This window comes from Paenibacillus sp. fava2 (assembly GCF_058313675.1).
This window is the reverse complement of record NZ_CM177755.1, coordinates 3,495,294-3,513,447: the sequence shown is the minus strand read 5'-3', so window position 1 is coordinate 3,513,447 and position 18,154 is coordinate 3,495,294. Positions and strand designations below refer to the sequence as shown.

Here is an 18,154-nt window from a genome sequence, read left to right as displayed (position 1 = left end):
ATAACTTATTGTTTAATTGTTATTAACATAATGATATTATATGCACAGGTGTCACGGTAAAGTCAAGCTTCTAATGTTTATTTTTGGCAAACAAAAAAGCCTGATTGCTCAGGCTTTCCGCTTAAACCGCTCTTCCATTCACACCGGCTCGATATGCACCAGCACATCTGAAACCCGGTGACGGCCTTTCAGCTGATCTTCAATTTCTTCCGTAATATCGTGGCTTTGTACAACATTGAGACTGGATTTTACTAGTACCGTTGTATCGACCAGCACGTTATTGCCGTGTACTCTCGCTTTAATGTCTTTGATCGATTCCACACCGGCAATCCCCGCCACCGTCTGCTTCATCAGCTCCAGCTGCCCTGCATCGAAGCCGTCAGTCAGGTCATGGGTAGCTTTTCGGAAGATGTCCCAGGCCGTTTTGCAGATCAGCAGGCCGACGATAACTGCAGTTACCGGATCGAGCCAGGGCAGACCGAATTGCGATCCGATGATCCCGATAAAAGCCCCCACGCTGACAAGCGCATCCGAACGGTTATCCTGAGCGACTGCCTGCATGGCATTACTGTTAAGTCTGCGGGCCAGCTTGATGTTATACAGATATACAACCATAATGACCACGGCACACGCGGCTGCAGTCCAGGCGGCAATCAGATCAGGCGTGTCCAGCACCGGCTGGATGAACTTGTTCACGCCCTGGTACAGAACTTGAAACCCTACAGCAATCATGATGAAGGAAGCAATCAGTGCGGCAACCGTCTCCGCTCTGAAATGCCCGTAGCTGTGATTGGAATCCGGGGGTCTTCTCGAAATTTTGAGACCGATCAGAATGGCAATGGATGCAATAATATCGGTGCTGTTGTTAAGCCCGTCGGCAAGCAGCGCCTGTGAGCCCGAGAAGGTCCCGATCAGCAGTTTGACAGCAGATAACACTATGTATGCCAACAGACTGAGCCAGGCCCCTTTTTCACTTTGTTTGATGTCGCTGTAGTTATCCAAAACAAAAGAACCTCCAAAACAATAGTATTGTTCCATACTACACGCTGGCATCCGGGTGGGTCTAGAGAAACAGTGTTGCCGGCCGGCGTAATAGTTAACCTCTCTAAATAGAGTTGGATGCCGCGAAGTGTGTTGCTGCATGCAACAACCTTTGCATTAGATCAACTTTTAACGATTAGACAGGCTGCTGGATACGCTAACTAAGGCTGTACTGTAACTTTTTCATCTTGGCTGAGTCTATTACATATGTAAAAAACGGGACGTATTCTGTTAAAGAATACATCCCGCATATGGCTAGAGTATGGCGAAGCTTTGGTTCCGCAGCTTATTCCGCAGGCGGCGTAAAGGAACGGGCGGCAAATTCCGCATCCAGCATGTAGAAGGCGTTGCTGTCCGTCTCAATCCGTTTGAGCTTGGCGATAATATTGCTGAACAGCGCTTCTTCCTCCACCTGCTCATCAATGAACCACTTCAGGAAATAGATGGTTGCATGCTCACGCGCATCCAGCGCCAGGTCCGCGAGATGATAGAATTTCTTGGTATTCTGCTGCTCATGGGCATAGGCATGCTCAAAAGCATCCAGCATGGAGGTGTAGTTGTTGTTAGGCTCCGGCATTGCTGCCAGTGTGGCGCGGTAATCACGGTCATTGAGGAATTTGTAGATCTTCATGGCATGGAACCGTTCCTCCTCGGCCTGTACCAGGAAAAAGTTGGCGAAGCCGTCCAGGCTCTCACCGGAACAATATGCAGCCATTGCCAGATAGACATGAGCGGAATAAAACTCAAAATTCATCTGTTCATTAAGTGTCTTCATCAAATCTTCCTTCATGAACACGTCACCTCATCCTTGTAATATGAATTGCTTGTTAAGTCTATGTACTGCTTATTCCCATACATCTTATCATCCCGGGATGTGAATCTGCAAACGAAAGGAAGGCCCCCTATATGATCAATACCGGCCGATATACCTCGATAATTACAGCTATAACCTTGATGCTGCTAACCGGCTGCAGTACGGGTAACAGCGCAGCAGACGGCCCTCCGCCGTCACAAGCGTCTGCCGCCTCTGCCTCACCCGCAACAGCTGCAGGCGGCGGATCAGTTCCTGCAAAGCCCCCTACACCGCAGCCTGCCGCTCCTGAACCCTCTGTAACACCGGCAGCGGCTCCTTCAATTTCTCCGTCCGCAGAATCTGACGGCAGCAATGACATTCTTGCAGCGAAGATTGCCGGAATGTCGCTGGAGCAAAAAATCGGACAGATGCTGCTGGCCGGTATCGACGGTACCAGACTGGACAAAGAGGCCAAGCGGATGATTGCGGAAGACGAGATCGGCGGAATCATCCTCTATAAAGACAATATCAGCAGCCTAAAAAGCATGATCTCCCTGATCAACGCACTGAAGCAGAGCAATAGCACAAACAAAGTGCCGCTGTTTATAAGCGTCGATCAGGAAGGCGGCAAGGTGAGCCGGATGCCTGAAGAATATGCTGCTATTCCGGCAAACAGCAAGGTCGGAGCCGCCAACAAAACGGAAATCGCCGCGGAGATGGGCAGTCTGCTGGCAAGGGAAGTTCTGTCAGCCGGCTTTAATATGAATTTTGCCCCTGTGCTGGACATCAACAGCAATCCGGATAATCCGGTCATCGGTGAGCGTTCCTTCGGAAATAATGCTGAGCTTGTAACCCGTCTTGGCATTGCCGAGATGAAAGGTATCGCTTCAGAAGGCGCCATTCCGGTGATCAAGCATTTTCCCGGCCATGGCGATACCTCTGTGGACTCTCACCTTGAGCTGCCCGTCGTGAACAAAAGCGCCGCAGGGCTTGCTAAGCTGGAGTGGCTGCCGTTTCAGGCAGCGGTCAAGGAAGGTGCGGATGCTGTGATGGTGGCCCATATTCTTTATCCGCAGCTTGATCCGGACAAGCCGGCCTCCCTCTCTGCTGAAATTATTGGCGGGCTGCTCCGGAAGCAGATGGGCTTCGGCGGGGTTGTCATTACGGACGATCTGACAATGGGCGCGATTACGGATCACTATACGCTGCCTGCTGCAGCAGTAGATACTGTCCTAGCCGGCAGTGACATCCTGCTGATCGCCCACGAATATTCCAATGAACGGAAGGTGCGGGCCGCGCTGCTGAAGAGTGTCCGCAGCGGAGTGATCCCGGAATCACGGATCGACGAAAGCGTGTACCGTATTCTGGCACTTAAAGAAAAATATAAGCTTACCGATAAACCGGCTGCCATCCCCGATCTGACCGATCTGAACAACGATATCAAGGCATGGCGCAAGACGCTGGCAAAGTAAGTCCGACATAAGCAGATAATAGCAAAGGGAGCTGCGGCATCAACAGCCGCAGCTCCCTTGTTCATTGAAATCTATTGCAGAACGACCGTATCTCCGGCCTTCAGCCCGCTTAGAACTTCTGTTTTATCCGAAGTCTCCAGCCCGATCTTGATCTCCTGGCGTTCATAAACCCCGTCACCTTTATCCAGCATAACAAAGCTCTGTTCGCCTTCGTGTATTACTGCCATGCTGGATACCACCACCGCATTCTCCCGGCGCGAAGTCTCGATATCTCCGCTCAGGCTTAACCCGCCAATCAGATGCTCGTCAGGCTGCAGCGATATGACCACATCAAATTGCGGAACCTGGCCGGCCGAATTTTGTCCGGTCGTGTTGGTCGCAAACTTGGAGACCTCTGTCACTTCTCCGCTCAGAATCAGATCCTTCATTGCAGTCAATTTAACTTTAACTTTCATTCCCTGCTTAATCTTGAAAATGTCCTGCTCTCCGACTGAAGCAATGAACTCCAGCTTGTTCAAATCAACGATTTTGCCGATATACTGGTTGTCCGTCACCGTCTGGGGCCGTTCAGTGCTGCTGTCATACAGGAAAATCCCTGAAGCCGGCGCATGATATACAGCCGTGTTCAGCTTAGATTTTTTGTCCTTCAGCTCCTGCTGCTGGATTTCTGCGTTGACCTGATTCAGCTCATCGTTCAGCCGGGCAGCCTCTTCGGCAGCCAGCGCCTTCAAACGTTCTGCCTCCGTACCGATCGGAGCTGCACTCTCATCCTCCTGCTGGCTGACAAAAGCGTTAAGCTCCTTCTCCAGCTCAGCCTTGCGGATTGCCGCCTCTGTCTGTGCAATCTCATTTTTGAGTGTAGACTGGTCCAGGGTAAACAGCACATCCCCCTTTTTGACCTGCCCGCCGTTCTCCACCTTCCATCCGGTTACCTTGGAGGCAAACGGTGCATAGACCAGTGTTTCCTCCTGGTACTTGGATTTCCCCTTGACCTGAACTGAACTGGTCATTGTTTCCTGGGTCACCGGGAAGCTGATCACCTGCGGCGGCTCCATCACCATTTCCGCTTCCTCGCCCTTAAACATTTTGCCGTACAGCATATACCCTGCGCCTAGAATGATTGCTGCGATAATAATCCATTTCAGGCTCCGCTTGATTATTCTTTTCATTGTGGGCTTCCTTTCAGCTTGAAATACAATAACTATAGTGCTAACCGCTAATCCCGTTTAATCGCTGTAAGCGCGTCGGTTCTGGAGGCACTGATTGCCGGGTAAATCCCTGACAGCACGCCTGTCATAATGGCAAAGGCCAGTCCCACCGGAATGGTCGTTAACGGAATAAAGAAGTTCAGGCTGTCACCTGCTGTACCAACCAGCTTATTAAGCCCCATGATAATCAGATACGAGAAAAGCACACCCAGAAGTCCCCCGAGAAGTCCGAGCAAAGCCGCTTCCGTAATGAACATGTTGCGGATTTGCCCCATGTTGGCGCCCAGTACCTTCATAATGCCGATCTGCCGTCTGCGCTGATGCGTGGACATCGTCATGGCTACAATGATGGAGATTGATGCGATCACCAGAATGAATACCCCGATGCCGAGCGCAGCCATTTTTATCATATCGAACTGCTCCTTGAGCATCTCCTGCTGATACAGATTATCCGTGGCGTTCAAATTTAGCTTCTGGATCATGGCTTCCACTGATTTGATGTTGTCTGTGCTGTCCACCTTTACCGTAACGGTTTTGTAGCTGTTCTCTTCTACATTCGGTGTCATGCCGTTATTATTGCCAAAAGACAATTGCTCGGTCAGCTGGGCAGCTGTTTCAAGCGATACATACATGATCTTTTCGTAAGAGGCCCGCAGGTCATCTGTTCCTTCCGCCGTAGCCAGAATACCCCCCACCTGAAGCGCCGAGCTGAGCTTGACTTTGCCCTCAGTGGTTGAATAATCTGTAGCCTGAAGCTGCACCTGCTGTCTGTACATCTCTGAAGGAAGCACAGACATGCTGTTATACTGGTTCATCAGGTCCGAATTAAACGGGTCTGACCCCATTTGCTCGTACAGCTTCTGCCGTGTCTCATTGTCTATCAGGCCGAGAGTCGCCCCGTAATTGAGCACCACCATGCCCGGAAGATCGGTGACACCGCCTTGTTTGAACTTAAAGCCGAACTCCTTAAGCGTCCGCAGGTCTGTTGCCTTCACTTGAACATCAGCAATTTTATTATCGACCGTCAGCATCTGCATATAGCCGGCGTCTTCAAAAGGTGCAGCCGCCACAACATGATCCAGACTCTTTATAATTTCCAGCTTCTGGGCCGTGAGCTTGCCTGGGTCCAGGTTTTCATTGTTCTGTGCAGCACCTCCGCTGCCTCCGCCCCGGGATGGAATCCCGCCACCTGGAGTAACAGTGATTTCATCCATTTTAAAATTCCGGTTCACTTCGTCTGTTACATAGGTCTGGGCAGACTGGCCGATGCTTAGCGCGACAATAATGGACGCACAGCCGATGGAAATCCCTGTCATGCACAGACCGGTAACCACCTTCCGCCGTTTGACCTGATCCCAGGCCATCCGTGAAATATCCCTGATCTTCATCCCGTACCTCCTTCTGCGGACTCCGCATCTGCTGCTGCCGGAGGATTATTAATCAGATAGCCGTCACGCAGGGAGAATGTGCGCTGCATCTGCTCTGCAACCTCCAGTTCATGTGTGACGACAATAAAGGTCGTCTTCAGGGACTGGTTCAGCTTCAGCAGAATGGCAATAATCTCTTCCTCTGTCCGGGTATCCAGATTACCGGTCGGCTCATCCGCAAAGATAACGGAGGGCTCGGTAATCAGCGAACGGGCGATACTGACCCGCTGCTGCTGACCGCCTGAGAGCTGCGACGGGAACAAATCCGCTTTATCCGGGATGCCGACCTGATCCAGCAGATCCAGCGCTTTTTGCTTGCGCACCGAGGGGGATATAGACTGGAATACGAGCGGTAGCTCAACATTTTCTCGTACTGTAAGGCTTGTAATCAGCTCGTAAGCCTGAAAGATAAAGCCGATGTGCTTGCGGCGGAATTCCGCCAGCTTGTTCTCACCCATCTGGACTATATCATGATCGGCAATGTAAATATGGCCTTCCGTCGGTTTCATCAGCCCCGCCATCAGGTTCAACATGGTGGATTTACCCGAACCGGAGCTGCCGAGCAGCGCGACCATCTCACCTTTGTTGACTGTAAAATTGATATCGTGCAGAACCGTAGTCCATTCATTGCCGGTTTTGAATGAATGCTTGATATTTTCAACTCGCAACATGGAAGCTGCTCCTTTGTGGAATTAGAATAGACCGTTATTTCTCTGTCTCTTTCTCATCGTCTGCAGGCTTGGGCAGCGGTTCAAACCGCATAGTGAAGAGTTGGCTGCCCAGCTCCTGCCGCTCGCCCTGGAACTCATCGTAGACGGTCAGTTTGTAGGAGCCGCCGGTCAACTGCTTGTATTGATTGCGGGTAAAGGATAGGGAATAAGTATGGTTATTCCCTTCACTTAGCTCTGTACCGATTGCCAGTACTTTGTCCTGGATTTGGCCGAACGGATCGGTAATCCGCAGCACCAGCTTATGCTCGGAATCTCCTGCGTCATAGCTGTTTTCCCGCGTCAGATTATAGATGATATTCAGATTAACCGTATCGCTTGCTTCCACATGACGCCCATCGGAGCTGAGCACATTTAATGTATAAGGATAAAGGACAATATTTTGCAGATTGGCTGCCGGAACAACCGCTCTTGGAGTAAGCGGAAGCGAAGCTACATTAATAAATCCGGTCGGCTGTTCACTGCTTTCACTGAGCTTGCTGCCGGTCACGCCCGATCCGAGATAAGCTGATACATCCGTTGTCGCAACTGTTTTGGGCAGCTTGGCCCACAGTGTGATCAGCTGCTTGCCGCCCGGTGTCGCCAGATTGTCTGACTGGTTCACCTTGGCTTCATAAAATTGTCCGTCCGCTGTTTTGAAATACGCCTGCAGGCGGACCATCTTGCTCTGCCGTTTCTCGGCGCTGCTCATCAGAACCTCGGTGTACAGGATGTTGAAATTGCTGCCTTCATAGACTGTTGTTTTGTTTTCCTGAACGGCAGCATTTTTCCCTTTGCCTGTAATAACATAGCTGTCTCCGCGCTTAAGCTGGTTCACACTGCTTATGAAGCTGGTTGTGCTGAAGTCCAGGAACGGAATACTCTCGGTTTCCGATTTGACAGACAGATTAACACGCACATTGTTGAACTCATCCGTATACGGAATTTTGGTCAGCAAGGAAATGTCCGTATACTGGCCCGGTGCAAGCACCGCCGCATCCTTATCCATCAGCAGGTCGGTTGTTGCTGCCAGATTGTCAGTATCCAGCTTCAAGGCACCCTTGAGATCAGGAATTGTAAGATTAACGGACTGGTTATTGGTAATTCTCACTTTGGCCAGGACAATATCATCATCCTTCCACGGGTAACGCTGCAGCGACTGCAGGCTGTAGGAGAATGTTCCGTATTGGTTCGTAGTCCCGTACTCCTGACCGCTGCGTACATCGGCCCGCAAGGTATACGGAATTGTAAAATAGGCAACCGGAAAAACAAGCTTTGCCGACGTATCGCCTGCAGCCTCTCCTGCTCCCGCGCCTCCCGCATCTGTTCCGGCAGAGGTTGTAACGGCCTCTATCATCTGCAGCTGCAGTGAAGACTGCTCCACCTGAAGCGGAATTTCCGCAGACAGCGGAACGACCTTGGTCTCAAGCGGCTTCAGGGTAAGACCGCTCAGACCCTTGGCATTCACCGGGAACGCTGTACCCTTGGCCGATTTGACCGCAAGCTCATAAGCAGGCAGTGTCACCGCCTTGTTGCCGGTATTTTTGAGCTGCAGCTGGAAGGACCAGACTGCTTTGTCATCCTCTGAATAGACAGCGGCTCCGGTAAGCTTTGTATCTACAGTGTTGCTGTTTATGAGCATCTTTTTGACAGCACCGCTTGCCACTACAAGATCGGGAGTGGTCGCGGCCGGCAGTTTGAAGGAAGATTTGGCCAGTTCGAGCTTAAGGGTTTCATCCTTCTGGGTGAACTGCAGCTTCATATTCGCCGTATTCAGATAAGCCGGGATTTCGGTCAGATAATAAATAGTCCTTTTCTCCTGCGGCTGTATCTTATAGCCGTTCTGGGAACTGCTTAAGGCAAGATCAAAGGAGGTTCCGCTTGCTGTAACCAGATATGCCGAGTAACCCGTATCACCGAGTACTTTACTGCCCTTATTGGTAATGTTAATGCCCACCTTGGCGTAAACTTTGCCGCCGTACTTATATAGCTGCAGGGAGTCGGCGCTTGCCGAGACCGGGATGTCGTTCATCTTGGTATTGATACTTTTGCCCAAGCCCGCTGTTGCGGAATAAGCTGCAGGAATAGCGAAGGAACCGGCATGCTTCAGGTAGCCCTTGCTTTTGGTGTCCCACACATACATGGCAATCTTGACACCTGAGAGGGACTTGGTTTGTCCGATATTCACATAGTATGTAATACTCATGCTGTTCTTGGCAGCGATCTTTTTCTTCGTCGCATCTGCGGTTACCGGATTGCCTGGAATAATGGAACCGCCCGGTGTTACGACTCTTGAAAAGTAACGCTGAAGATTCACAGTCGAGCTGCTGTTATTGGTAATCTTCAGGGTGTAAGACAATATGTTACCGCCGGACTGCGTCCAAATATTCACATCTTCAAGTGCTGCGGTTACTCCCGCCGACATTGTAACCGGGCTTATCTTGACTGCAGCTGCGGCTGACGCTTGTGTACCTGCAGCCTGAACAGCAGGCACCGCCAGGCTTCCTGCCAGCTGGGCAACGGTCAAGGTGCCCAAGAGCAGGGCAACCGATCTTTTTCTGAACTGTCTCATTGATTTCCTCCCAGAAATATTTGCTAGAGTTATTATAGTTGCTAACACACAGGGATTTGTATCCAATTTGTAACTCTTCCAGTCACGTTGTAACCTTTTTTGCACAAACATGCCATTAAACAGCGCGGTCAGCGCTGTTTAATGAATAAGGTTTGTTAACATTTCATTCCGCTTAGCGCTTAGCAGGCCTATGAACGGAACGAGCGGCGGTATTGGCTGGGAGGCAGGCCTTCTGCTTCTTTGAATACCTTGATAAAATAGCTGGACTGCTGGAAGCCGCTCTGGAGCGCGATTCTCTCAACCGGAAATTCTGTAGAGACCAGCAGCAGCTTGGCTCTGGCCAGACGGCATTCACTCAAATAACGGTTAGGCGTCTTCCCCATGGTAGAGCGGAACAGCCGCAGAAAATGATAGCTGCTGTATCCTGCAAGCCGCGACATGCTTTCCAGCGTCCACGGCCGTTCACATTCATTATGGATAATATCAGCAGTACGGCGGATCGAATGGCGGATTTCCAGTGGAACTGATCCGTGCAGAGGCTCTGAGTTCTGCAGCAGGGTGACAAGAATTTCATAGAGCACAGCTGACAAGCGGGGCTCGTTCTGTGTCTCGTAGGCTGCACTGAGGCGGTACATCTCCTCAAACAAATTTTCAAGTCCGGCATTCAGGTCGAATGTGAAAAAGTATCCCTGTGACTGGTCAGCTTCCTCCAATAATGGCAGGGAAAGCGAGGTGCTGAAGTGGACCCAGCGCACCTCCCACGGCTGCACGGGATCTGAGCCATACTGCTGATACGCACCCCGGGGATAGAGAAAACCTCTGCCCATGCCCATCGGTATCCTTATTCCATTCTGAAACACATACCCCGAGCCGTCAAAAACCAGATGCAGATTGTAGCTGTTCAGCATCCCTTCGCTCCTTCGCTCCGCATGTTGCGGAAAATCGCTGTAATGCCCGATAAACTCCGGATAGCAGACATAATGAGCATAAGCCGGAGCAGGAAGTACCCGTTGTTTCATCATTGCCTTTCTCCTTTTCCCTTTGGATCTTCAGCACGCAATATAATCATATAATAGCAAGATTATGTTATATAAGACACCTTAGTGCGGCTATTACAATAGATTTATAGATTGTATAAAGCATCTTTTTACATTTTGGAGGTTATGATGAAGAAACCTGTTGCTGACCAGAAGTTTGAGCTTGGCGTTTGTTATTATCCGGAGCACTGGCCGGAGGAAATGTGGGATGACGATTACCGCCGCATGGTAGAGACAGGCTTTACCATTGTCCGGATGGGCGAGTTTGCCTGGTCCATCTTCGAACCGGAGGAAGGCCGCTTTCAGTTCGGGCTGTTCGATAGAGCCATAGATCTGGCGCATAGCCATGGACTCAAGGTGATCCTTGGAACGCCAACGGCTACACCTCCCGCCTGGCTGACAGAAAAATATCCTGAAGTGCTTAACGTAACTCAAGAAGGCGTAACCCTGCAGCATGGCATGCGCCGGCATTATAATTACAGCAGTCCGAAGTACCGTGAGCTGTGTGCCCGGATCGTGACTCAAATGGCTGAGCGTTACAGCAGCCATCCCGGTGTTGCAGGCTGGCAGATTGACAATGAACTGAATTGTGAAATTAACGTATTCTACTCTGAAAGCGATCACACTGCTTTCCGTGAATGGCTGCAGCAGAAATATGGCACGCTGGATAAGCTGAACGAAGCCTGGGGTGCGGTTTTCTGGAACCAGAGCTATACGAGCTGGTCCCAGGTTTTCCTTCCGCGTCCTACGCCAGTTCCCGGACAGCCCAATCCGCATCAGGCACTGGACGAGAAGCGTTTTATCTCCGACAATGCCATTTCATTTGCCAAAGTACAGGCTGACATCCTCCGTAAGAAGGCCCCTGGACAATGGGTGACTACCAACGGCTTATTCGGTCATCTCGACAGCCATGAGCTGAACGATGAAATGCTCGATTTCTTCAGCTATGATTCCTATCCGCAGTTCTCCAGCATCTCTAATGATTTGAATGAGCGGAATCCGCTTGCTGACCGCAGCTGGAGCTTATCGTTATCGGTAGTGCGTTCGGTCAGCCCTAACTATTGCATCATGGAGCAACAGTCCGGACCGGGCGGCTGGGTTAACCGGATGGATATGCCATCCCCTAAACCCGGGCAGATGCGGCTTTGGACATACCAGTCCATTGCCCACGGCGCCGATATGGTACTCTACTTCCGCTGGAGAACAGCTACCATGGGCAACGAGATTTACTGGCACGGCATCAACGACTATCATAATCTGCCGAACCGCAGAGTACGGGAAGCAGCAGAGATCGGCAAGGAGCTTGGCGCGGCGGGCAAGAGCATTATCGGCACAACAGCCAAGGCATCCATCGCCATCGTGCGCGATTACGATAATGAGTGGGACGGCGAATACGACATCTGGCACGGGCCGTTCATGTGGCAGAGCAACAAAGAGTGGTTCAAGGCGCTGCAGCATAAGCACATTCCAACAGACATTTTGTATATACGAAGTAAGACAACCGCTGAGGAATTGTCCCGCTATGAGGTGCTGGTCTATCCGCATCCCGCCATCATGACTGATGAAACAGCAGCTCTGCTGGATGAGTACGTGCAGCAGGGCGGCAAGCTGATCTTCGGCTGCCGGACTGGTTACAAGGATTCCCGGGGCCAATGCTATATGCGCGCTTTCCCGGGAGCAGCCAAAGAGCTGTGCGGTATTACCGTTGAAGAATTCACTATGGTCAAAGGCAGACGCCTTCCGACAGCCATTAAGTGGGCCCATGGAAGTGATGAGCTGACCGGCGCTGATTCCTTCAATGATATTCTGCATGTGGAAGCCGATACTGTAGAGGTGATGGGTACCTACGCCAGCGATTATTATGCCGGCAAACCTGCGGTTACACGAAACAAACGCGGACGCGGCGAGGTATGGTACTACGGGGCTGTATTCAATGAGGAAGCAGCTGTGAGAATAATAGACAGCCTGGAGCTGGCTTCTCCTGCTGCCGGATGGCTGGAGCTGCCGGCCGAGGTGGAGCTGCAGATCCGCAGCAGCGAGTCCTCCAGCCTGACCTTCCTGCTCAACTATAACGAGCTGCCTGTGGAAATCCTGCTCAAAGAGGCCCGTACAGATGTACTGACCGGCCGAACGCTGGAAGGTAAGTTCATTATGGACGGATTTGGCGTCCTGGTGCTGCAATAAACGGATGTCCAAACTGGGCAGCTGTAACTTAAAGCCAATCAACTGCAACAATAAACCAATCAGAACAAAATAATGAACCTCTCAGCCACAGTGCTCTTTACTTAAAATCGCACGGTGGCTGAGAGGCCTTCACGTTTAGGCAGCTGAGTGGCTTACACGTTTAGGCTGGACAATGGCTTACACGTTTAGCTTCACAGCGGCTCACTCATTTACGCTGGACAGTTACTCCCACGTATACGCTTCAATATTTAGTTGGATTTTCAACACCTAAATTCATCAAATCTCAGCATTTAAACTGTTTAGTTGGAAAATCAGCACTTAGTTAGCCCTAAATGTCCCCTTAAGTGATGGCGTAAAGTAAGTTGTGTACCAGGATTTGGAGCCTAGTCAGGCAACAAAAAAGTAGGGTATTCTCGGGATTACGACACCACCAAGAAGGGACCCTACTCGATGACTATTCTACCCGAAAACATGTTAAATAATCTATTTGAAAATCTTGTCACCCAATTTGTAAAAGACAATCTGGAGTCCATTATGAAGGCGGAAATCCAGCAATTCATGACCAGTGAGGAAGCCGGGAACCACAACAGTCGCAACGGATACTACACACGAAACCTGCACACCAAGTACGGCAATGTGGAGGAGTTAGAGGTCCCCCGCGACCGTCAGGGTCTGTTCCAAACGCAATTATTTGAGCCCTACCAAAGACGGGATGGATGGCTTGAGGAAGCTGTCATCCAGATGTACAAAAGTGGCATGGGAACGCGAGATGTGGCCCGGTTCATTGAAAGTATGTTCGGCAGCCACTACTCTCCCACGACCGTTAGCAACATTACAGCTACGGTACTTGACGACATTCATCAGTGGCAGAAACGCCCGTTAAACAAACGCTACTCCGTCATCTACCTGGACGGCTTATATGTGAAGCTCAAGCGCAGCACCGTGAGCGGAGAAGTCGTTTATTTCGCCATGGGGATCGACGAAGACGGTCACCGCCAGATCCTTGGCTTTTACGTAGGCGGCCAAGAGAGCGCAAACGGCTGGCGCGAGGTGCTCAAAGACCTCTACGACCGTGGTGTCCAGGAAGTCTTGCTGGGTGTGTTTGATGGACTGCCGGGACTGGGTGCAGCGTTCCGTGAAACCTATCCGAAGGCGGATGTGCAGCATTGTATCGTCCACAAAGTGCGTTCGACCTTTCCGAAAATTCGGGTTCAGCACAAAACGGAAGTCATTGAAGATCTGAAGACGATCTACACGGCTGCAGACCACGATCTGGCCCGGGCTGCGTTTGACACGGTGAAGGCCAAATGGGGCAAGCTCTACCCGAAAGAAATGCGGTCTTGGGAAGAACAGTTGCCCACGCTGTTGACCTTTTATAAGTATCCCGCGCTCATAAAAGAAGCCATCTACACGTCCAATCCAATTGAACGAATGAACAAGGAAATCCGAAAACGCCTGAAGCCGATGAACAGTCTCACCAATATGGATGCGGCAGAGAAAATTGTCTACCTGGATGTAATAGACTACAATGAACGTTTTGCCGAACGGGTCATTCGCGGCTTCGGTGATCTGGAGGTAAAGAAGAAACTGAACGAGATGTTTGAAGTGCGATACCCGGTGCGGGAAGGGCAAGAGAAGTAGTCCAATTCCCCTTGTTCTTTGGGGCGGGGTTCCCCCGCCCCAAAGAACACTTGCACTCACTAACGGACACCCGAGAAGTTACTTTCTACTCTCTTACACAAACTTCTTGACGCTACCCCTTAAGTCCGAAAATAGCTAAATTAAGTGTCGTTTTTCCAATTAGCTCTTCCTCTCCGGTCATTTTCCAAGGAAATAGATGACGAATGTCCACTTAGATTATATTTGGAAAGCCACGTATCCTCCTGAATAGTACTTCCCATCCTTGAGCAGCAGGATAGTTGTATCCGGTGCAGCTAAACAGGCGAACCCGCAGTTAGCCTCAGATCCCATTAGCTGCAGATCCCATTAGCCGCAGATCAAGCAAATACATAAAAGGTCCCGTCCGCATGAAACTATGCGGCGGGACCTTTTTACACTTATAGTTGAATAGCCAATGAAGATTCCCCTTGCCAACCAGTGCAATTTATAAGATATTTAGATAATGCGTTTTTCCTGCAATGCGTTAAATAAAGACAGGCTGAAAGGAGGCCGTTCTCATGAAAACCGATACTGTACAGGCGGAACTTGCTGCTGCTCCAGACGACAACGAAGAAAGCTTCCTCCAGGGAGTCAAGGATTGTATCCCTACTCTGCTGGGTTATCTGAGCATCGGCTTTGCCGCCGGTGTTGTCGAGAAAACTGCCGGACTCTCTCTGGCCGAAATCGCCTTGATTTCCATTATTCTGTACGCCGGGTCCGCCCAGTTTATTGCTGCCGGAATGATTGCTGCCGGCAGCACGGCGACCAGCATTATTATTACAATCCTGCTGGTCAATCTCCGGCATCTGCTGCTCAGTGCAGCCCTCTCACCATACTTCCGCCATCTGACACCGCTGCGCAATCTGCTGATCGGCACACTGCTGACGGATGAAACCTTTGGTGTTGCCATTCAGAGAAGTGCACGCAAGAAAGCAATCAGTGAGAAATGGATGCACGGCCTGAACATTACCGCTTACCTTAACTGGATCGTTGCTAATCTGGCCGGTGCGGTGCTTGGGCAATGGATTTCAAGTCCGGAGGAATGGGGCCTGGACTTTGCCCTTCCGGCCATGTTCATCGGACTGCTGGTGCTTACGCTTATCAGCAGAAGCAAATATGCCCTTGATATTACGGTCGGCCTCATTGCCATGATTATTGCAGTCGGCCTGTCCATCCTCTGGTCCCCCAGTATCGGGGTCATCGCCGCAGCGGTTATAGCCTCAACGATAGGAGCTGTGATGGAAAAATGGAAGTAAGACCTGATATATTCCTGATTATACTGGGAGCGGCTCTCGTTACATTTATTCCTCGTGTGCTCCCGCTGATGCTGCTCAGCCGGATAACCATCCCCGAATGGGGAATGCGCTGGCTGAATTACATGCCGATCGCCGTCATGTCCGCACTGGTCGCCCAGGAGCTGTTCATTGACGGCGGGCAGTTCTCGGCTCTGAACACGAATGTAGAGCTGATCGCCGCCCTGCCGGCTTTCTGGGTTGCCATCAAAACCCGCAGCCTGCTGGGCACCGTCCTAACCGGTGTATTGGCGCTGATGCTGCTCAGACTGCTGTTCTGATAATGATTCAATCGAAAGTCCTCAGCCCCGGAAGCGCTCAATGCCGCTCCGGGGCTATTAGAGCTTTAGCTGTTTTTTGAGCTGGTCCAACTGCCCGGGTTCCTTGCCGGAAGCAGATGCCGGAGACTGTCCGTATCTGGCCTCATTATACAATTGCAGCAATTCTGCAGCCTGAGCTTCACTACCGCTGCCTTCCCCCTTACGGGCCTGCTTCCGGTCTCCTGACCATTCCGCCACATCCGCTGCCGTCTCCCGGGGGGTCAGATGGCTTTTGATCTTGTAGCCTTCAGCCGCTCTGGCATTCAGCCAGTGGCGGTAGAGCCAGCGTACACGCTCATTGCTGCCGTCCATAGTCTCCCAGCGGTCGCTCCTCCCCCCCAGCTTCAGCCGGTTTTTTACAAACTTCCGGAGGCTTTCCATGGTCTGCTCCCAGGCAAAAACGCTCTCCTCTTCATCCTTGAATCCAGTCTGTTCCCGGGCGTTCTCCCTCCGCAGTATAGACAGGATAGAATCGACTGCACGGCGGAAGATGCCGCTGCTGTTTCTGTACAGCCAACGCCCGCCGAAATAGAGTACTGCAAGCGCAATACCCGCCGCAAGTCCATAAAACACCACATCAAGAATCGCAGACAACAGTCCCGGCTCTTTAATTTCGGTCTGAAGGAATTCCTGGGTTGCCGGCATGTCCTGCCCTCTGATGGGTATTTCTTCTGATTTCGAGAACAGCCTGGAAAGCAAACCAAAAATCAGGTAGAACACGCCCAATATCAGGGTTGCAATGGCCTTGAGCGCACCTGATGCAAGTAAGGCTGCTGCGGCAACAAACAGCACCAGGGACAGCCGGTTATACCGCTTCATCCCGAATGGCAGCCGTTCAGCTCCGGCTGCGAAGGAATTGTAACGCATAAAATTGAGGTTGGAATTCAGCAGGGCAAGGATAAGGCAGCCGCAGCCGCACCAGGTCAGCAGAGTCAGGCTATGCTGAAACTCAGGCATCCGTGCATATATAATGACCGCAGCGAAATACACTATAAGCCCTATGGCATAAGTCTTTATGCCAAGCTCCCGGTCTGCCGAATTCATTCCCAGATAGGCGAACAAGGCGCAGACCAGCATGATCGGTAATGTATTAAACTCTGCTCCCCCCAGAATAAATCCGGCAGCAGCCCCAATCGGCAGTGAAGCCAGAATCTGCATCCACCTGCGATTGACCATATGCCGCAATATCACCCCTGACAGGGATAATACAGGCAGAATCAAATACCATGGAAACGGAGCCTGCCCTGGCTGTAAATAAACCTCAAGGAAAATCCATAGCGGGAGAAACAGTAACCCCTCAATCAGGCACGCCATCCACAACCCAAGAGAAAACTTCAGCCCTTTGCCGAATTCGCTGTTCATGCGCTGTCCCTCCCTTCTCCGGGAATATCCAGCCAGGCAACACCATTGCCGAGCAGCCGCAGCTCCTCTGCCGCATGCATCAGCTCGGCTCCGCGGTGGCAGCTGATAATCAGGTAATCGTTATCGGCCGCCCCGTTCTCAGCCTCAAGCTCCAGCAGACGCGACATCGGCAGAGTACGGTCCAGTTGCAGACGTGCAAGCAGGCCCAGCAGATCCAGCAGGCTTCCCGCCTTGCCGGCGTTCACAGCATCCGACTCACCGTCCAGTCTTCCATTGGATATTAATCCGGTCTCCAGACCGTGTCCGTCTGCATACTCCGCCACCGTTGCCGCATAACGGATGCCAAGTTCAATCCGCTCCGTGTCCGTAATATTGCGCCACATGTTATCACTGTTCTCCACGTTCAGGCAAATGATCAGCCTGGCATCGGCGGTGTGATCCTTTTGATGCACCTGCATCACTCCGGTCCGGGCGGTGGCCTTCCAGTTCATCCCGCCGAGCGAATCTCCCGGCCTGTACTCCCGGGTACCTGCGGTCAGAAACGGGTCCTCCACGATCCAGCGTTTGACCGGAAGCTCACCAAGCCAGCTGTGGACGGGCAGCGGCAGCTCATAGATATCCACCATCTGCGGGTAGACCAGCAGCTCCAGCTGCAGCGGATACATTTTACTGTTCCGGCTCATTCCGAACAGATCACCGGTTGTCATCGTTACCGATTCCAGACGGAACAGGCCGCGCTGCGTACAGCGGATCTGATGCCGGCGTCTGATGTGCCGGTAAGACCGCAGATAGAACAGGCTGGTATGATTCTGATAAATCTCGCCGCTGCTGACACCTAGATTCTCCAGGCTGCCGAATTCAAGCCCCCGGGCAAGGCTGGATTCCAGCCTCAGCCAGGGGAGCGGCAGCAGCTTGCGGTTGACAATCTCCTCTACCATCTCTATCTGCTCCCCTTGATAGACGGCAGAGGCAGAGAAATAACGGGAATAGCTAAGGTTTTTTAATGCATTACGCTGGTAAATAACAGAGATAAACACGAGCAGCGCAAGCGTGCTCATAATAAACCAGGGAAGGGACATG

Annotated in this window: 14 protein-coding genes; 5 read left to right on the top strand and 9 right to left on the bottom strand. The window is 51.4% G+C overall.

Going from position 1 to position 18,154, the window contains the following annotated elements; all coding sequences use genetic code 11:
• Positions 1-138 precede the first annotated feature (138 nt).
• Positions 139-1,002: a cation diffusion facilitator family transporter gene (locus AC4G46_RS15155; RefSeq protein WP_491128656.1), complete on the bottom strand. Its 864-nt coding sequence runs from the start codon at positions 1,000-1,002 to the stop codon at positions 139-141.
• A 325-nt stretch (positions 1,003-1,327) separates the two neighbouring features.
• The gene (locus tag AC4G46_RS15150) at positions 1,328-1,831 is read right to left on the bottom strand and encodes a ferritin (RefSeq protein WP_068726194.1); all 504 of its coding nucleotides are present in this window, start codon (positions 1,829-1,831) and stop codon (positions 1,328-1,330) included.
• Positions 1,832-1,947: 116 nt separating this feature from the next.
• Here AC4G46_RS15150 and nagZ point away from each other — a divergent pair, with 116 nt between their 5' ends.
• A complete protein-coding gene (gene nagZ, locus AC4G46_RS15145; RefSeq protein ID WP_491128655.1) occupies positions 1,948-3,306 on the top strand; it encodes a beta-N-acetylhexosaminidase in 1,359 nt (452 codons plus the stop codon).
• Between the two features lie 71 nt (positions 3,307-3,377).
• On the opposite strand, the gene AC4G46_RS15140 is transcribed toward nagZ, so the two are convergent.
• From AC4G46_RS15140 to AC4G46_RS15120, 5 genes are all read right to left on the bottom strand, one after another.
• Positions 3,378-4,475 (bottom strand): efflux RND transporter periplasmic adaptor subunit, encoded by a 1,098-nt coding sequence (locus AC4G46_RS15140; RefSeq protein ID WP_491128654.1) that lies wholly within the window; start codon positions 4,473-4,475, stop codon positions 3,378-3,380.
• Between the two features lie 47 nt (positions 4,476-4,522).
• Positions 4,523-5,902 (bottom strand): ABC transporter permease, encoded by a 1,380-nt coding sequence (locus tag AC4G46_RS15135; RefSeq protein ID WP_491128653.1) that lies wholly within the window; start codon positions 5,900-5,902, stop codon positions 4,523-4,525.
• Positions 5,899-6,612 (bottom strand): ABC transporter ATP-binding protein, encoded by a 714-nt coding sequence (locus AC4G46_RS15130; protein ID WP_491128652.1) that lies wholly within the window; start codon positions 6,610-6,612, stop codon positions 5,899-5,901. The genes AC4G46_RS15135 and AC4G46_RS15130 overlap by 4 nt, the downstream gene beginning before the upstream one ends.
• 34 nt (positions 6,613-6,646) lie before the next feature.
• Entirely contained in the window at positions 6,647-9,220 is a 2,574-nt protein-coding gene (locus tag AC4G46_RS15125; RefSeq protein ID WP_491128651.1) for a hypothetical protein, read from the bottom strand.
• Between the two features lie 188 nt (positions 9,221-9,408).
• On the bottom strand, positions 9,409-10,242 hold the full coding sequence (locus AC4G46_RS15120; RefSeq protein WP_491128650.1) for a helix-turn-helix transcriptional regulator: 834 nt from the start codon (positions 10,240-10,242) through the stop codon (positions 9,409-9,411).
• A 144-nt stretch (positions 10,243-10,386) separates the two neighbouring features.
• On the opposite strand from AC4G46_RS15120, the gene AC4G46_RS15115 reads away from it, so the two are divergent.
• The 4 genes from AC4G46_RS15115 to AC4G46_RS15100 all read left to right on the top strand — a co-directional run bounded on the left by AC4G46_RS15115 (position 10,387) and on the right by AC4G46_RS15100 (position 15,673).
• Positions 10,387-12,441 (top strand): beta-galactosidase, encoded by a 2,055-nt coding sequence (locus AC4G46_RS15115; RefSeq protein ID WP_491128886.1) that lies wholly within the window; start codon positions 10,387-10,389, stop codon positions 12,439-12,441.
• A gap of 450 nt (positions 12,442-12,891) precedes the next feature.
• A complete protein-coding gene (locus AC4G46_RS15110; protein WP_491125291.1) occupies positions 12,892-14,082 on the top strand; it encodes an IS256 family transposase in 1,191 nt (396 codons plus the stop codon).
• A gap of 536 nt (positions 14,083-14,618) precedes the next feature.
• A complete protein-coding gene (locus tag AC4G46_RS15105) occupies positions 14,619-15,356 on the top strand; it encodes an AzlC family ABC transporter permease (RefSeq protein ID WP_491128649.1) in 738 nt (245 codons plus the stop codon).
• The gene (locus AC4G46_RS15100) at positions 15,347-15,673 is read left to right on the top strand and encodes an AzlD domain-containing protein (RefSeq protein WP_221799892.1); all 327 of its coding nucleotides are present in this window, start codon (positions 15,347-15,349) and stop codon (positions 15,671-15,673) included. The genes AC4G46_RS15105 and AC4G46_RS15100 overlap by 10 nt, the downstream gene beginning before the upstream one ends.
• A gap of 57 nt (positions 15,674-15,730) precedes the next feature.
• Here the strand turns inward: AC4G46_RS15100 and AC4G46_RS15095 are convergent, their stop codons facing one another.
• Positions 15,731-17,074: a DUF4129 domain-containing protein gene (locus AC4G46_RS15095; RefSeq protein ID WP_491128648.1), complete on the bottom strand. Its 1,344-nt coding sequence runs from the start codon at positions 17,072-17,074 to the stop codon at positions 15,731-15,733.
• A complete protein-coding gene (locus AC4G46_RS15090; protein WP_491128647.1) occupies positions 17,071-18,153 on the bottom strand; it encodes a DUF58 domain-containing protein in 1,083 nt (360 codons plus the stop codon). The genes AC4G46_RS15095 and AC4G46_RS15090 overlap by 4 nt, the downstream gene beginning before the upstream one ends.
• Position 18,154: the final 1 nt, after the last annotated feature.

Coding starts and splice junctions, on each gene's coding strand:
- AC4G46_RS15150 (WP_068726194.1), bottom strand. CDS start 1,831: ATGAAGGAAGATTTGATGAAGACACTTAATGAACAGATGAATTTTGAG.
- nagZ (WP_491128655.1), top strand. CDS start 1,948: ATGATCAATACCGGCCGATATACCTCGATAATTACAGCTATAACCTTG.
- AC4G46_RS15140 (WP_491128654.1), bottom strand. CDS start 4,475: ATGAAAAGAATAATCAAGCGGAGCCTGAAATGGATTATTATCGCAGCA.
- AC4G46_RS15135 (WP_491128653.1), bottom strand. CDS start 5,902: ATGAAGATCAGGGATATTTCACGGATGGCCTGGGATCAGGTCAAACGG.
- AC4G46_RS15130 (WP_491128652.1), bottom strand. CDS start 6,612: ATGTTGCGAGTTGAAAATATCAAGCATTCATTCAAAACCGGCAATGAA.
- AC4G46_RS15125 (WP_491128651.1), bottom strand. CDS start 9,220: ATGAGACAGTTCAGAAAAAGATCGGTTGCCCTGCTCTTGGGCACCTTG.
- AC4G46_RS15120 (WP_491128650.1), bottom strand. CDS start 10,242: ATGATGAAACAACGGGTACTTCCTGCTCCGGCTTATGCTCATTATGTC.
- AC4G46_RS15115 (WP_491128886.1), top strand. CDS start 10,387: ATGAAGAAACCTGTTGCTGACCAGAAGTTTGAGCTTGGCGTTTGTTAT.
- AC4G46_RS15110 (WP_491125291.1), top strand. CDS start 12,892: ATGACTATTCTACCCGAAAACATGTTAAATAATCTATTTGAAAATCTT.
- AC4G46_RS15105 (WP_491128649.1), top strand. CDS start 14,619: ATGAAAACCGATACTGTACAGGCGGAACTTGCTGCTGCTCCAGACGAC.
- AC4G46_RS15100 (WP_221799892.1), top strand. CDS start 15,347: ATGGAAGTAAGACCTGATATATTCCTGATTATACTGGGAGCGGCTCTC.
- AC4G46_RS15095 (WP_491128648.1), bottom strand. CDS start 17,074: ATGAACAGCGAATTCGGCAAAGGGCTGAAGTTTTCTCTTGGGTTGTGG.
- AC4G46_RS15090 (WP_491128647.1), bottom strand. CDS start 18,153: ATGTCCCTTCCCTGGTTTATTATGAGCACGCTTGCGCTGCTCGTGTTT.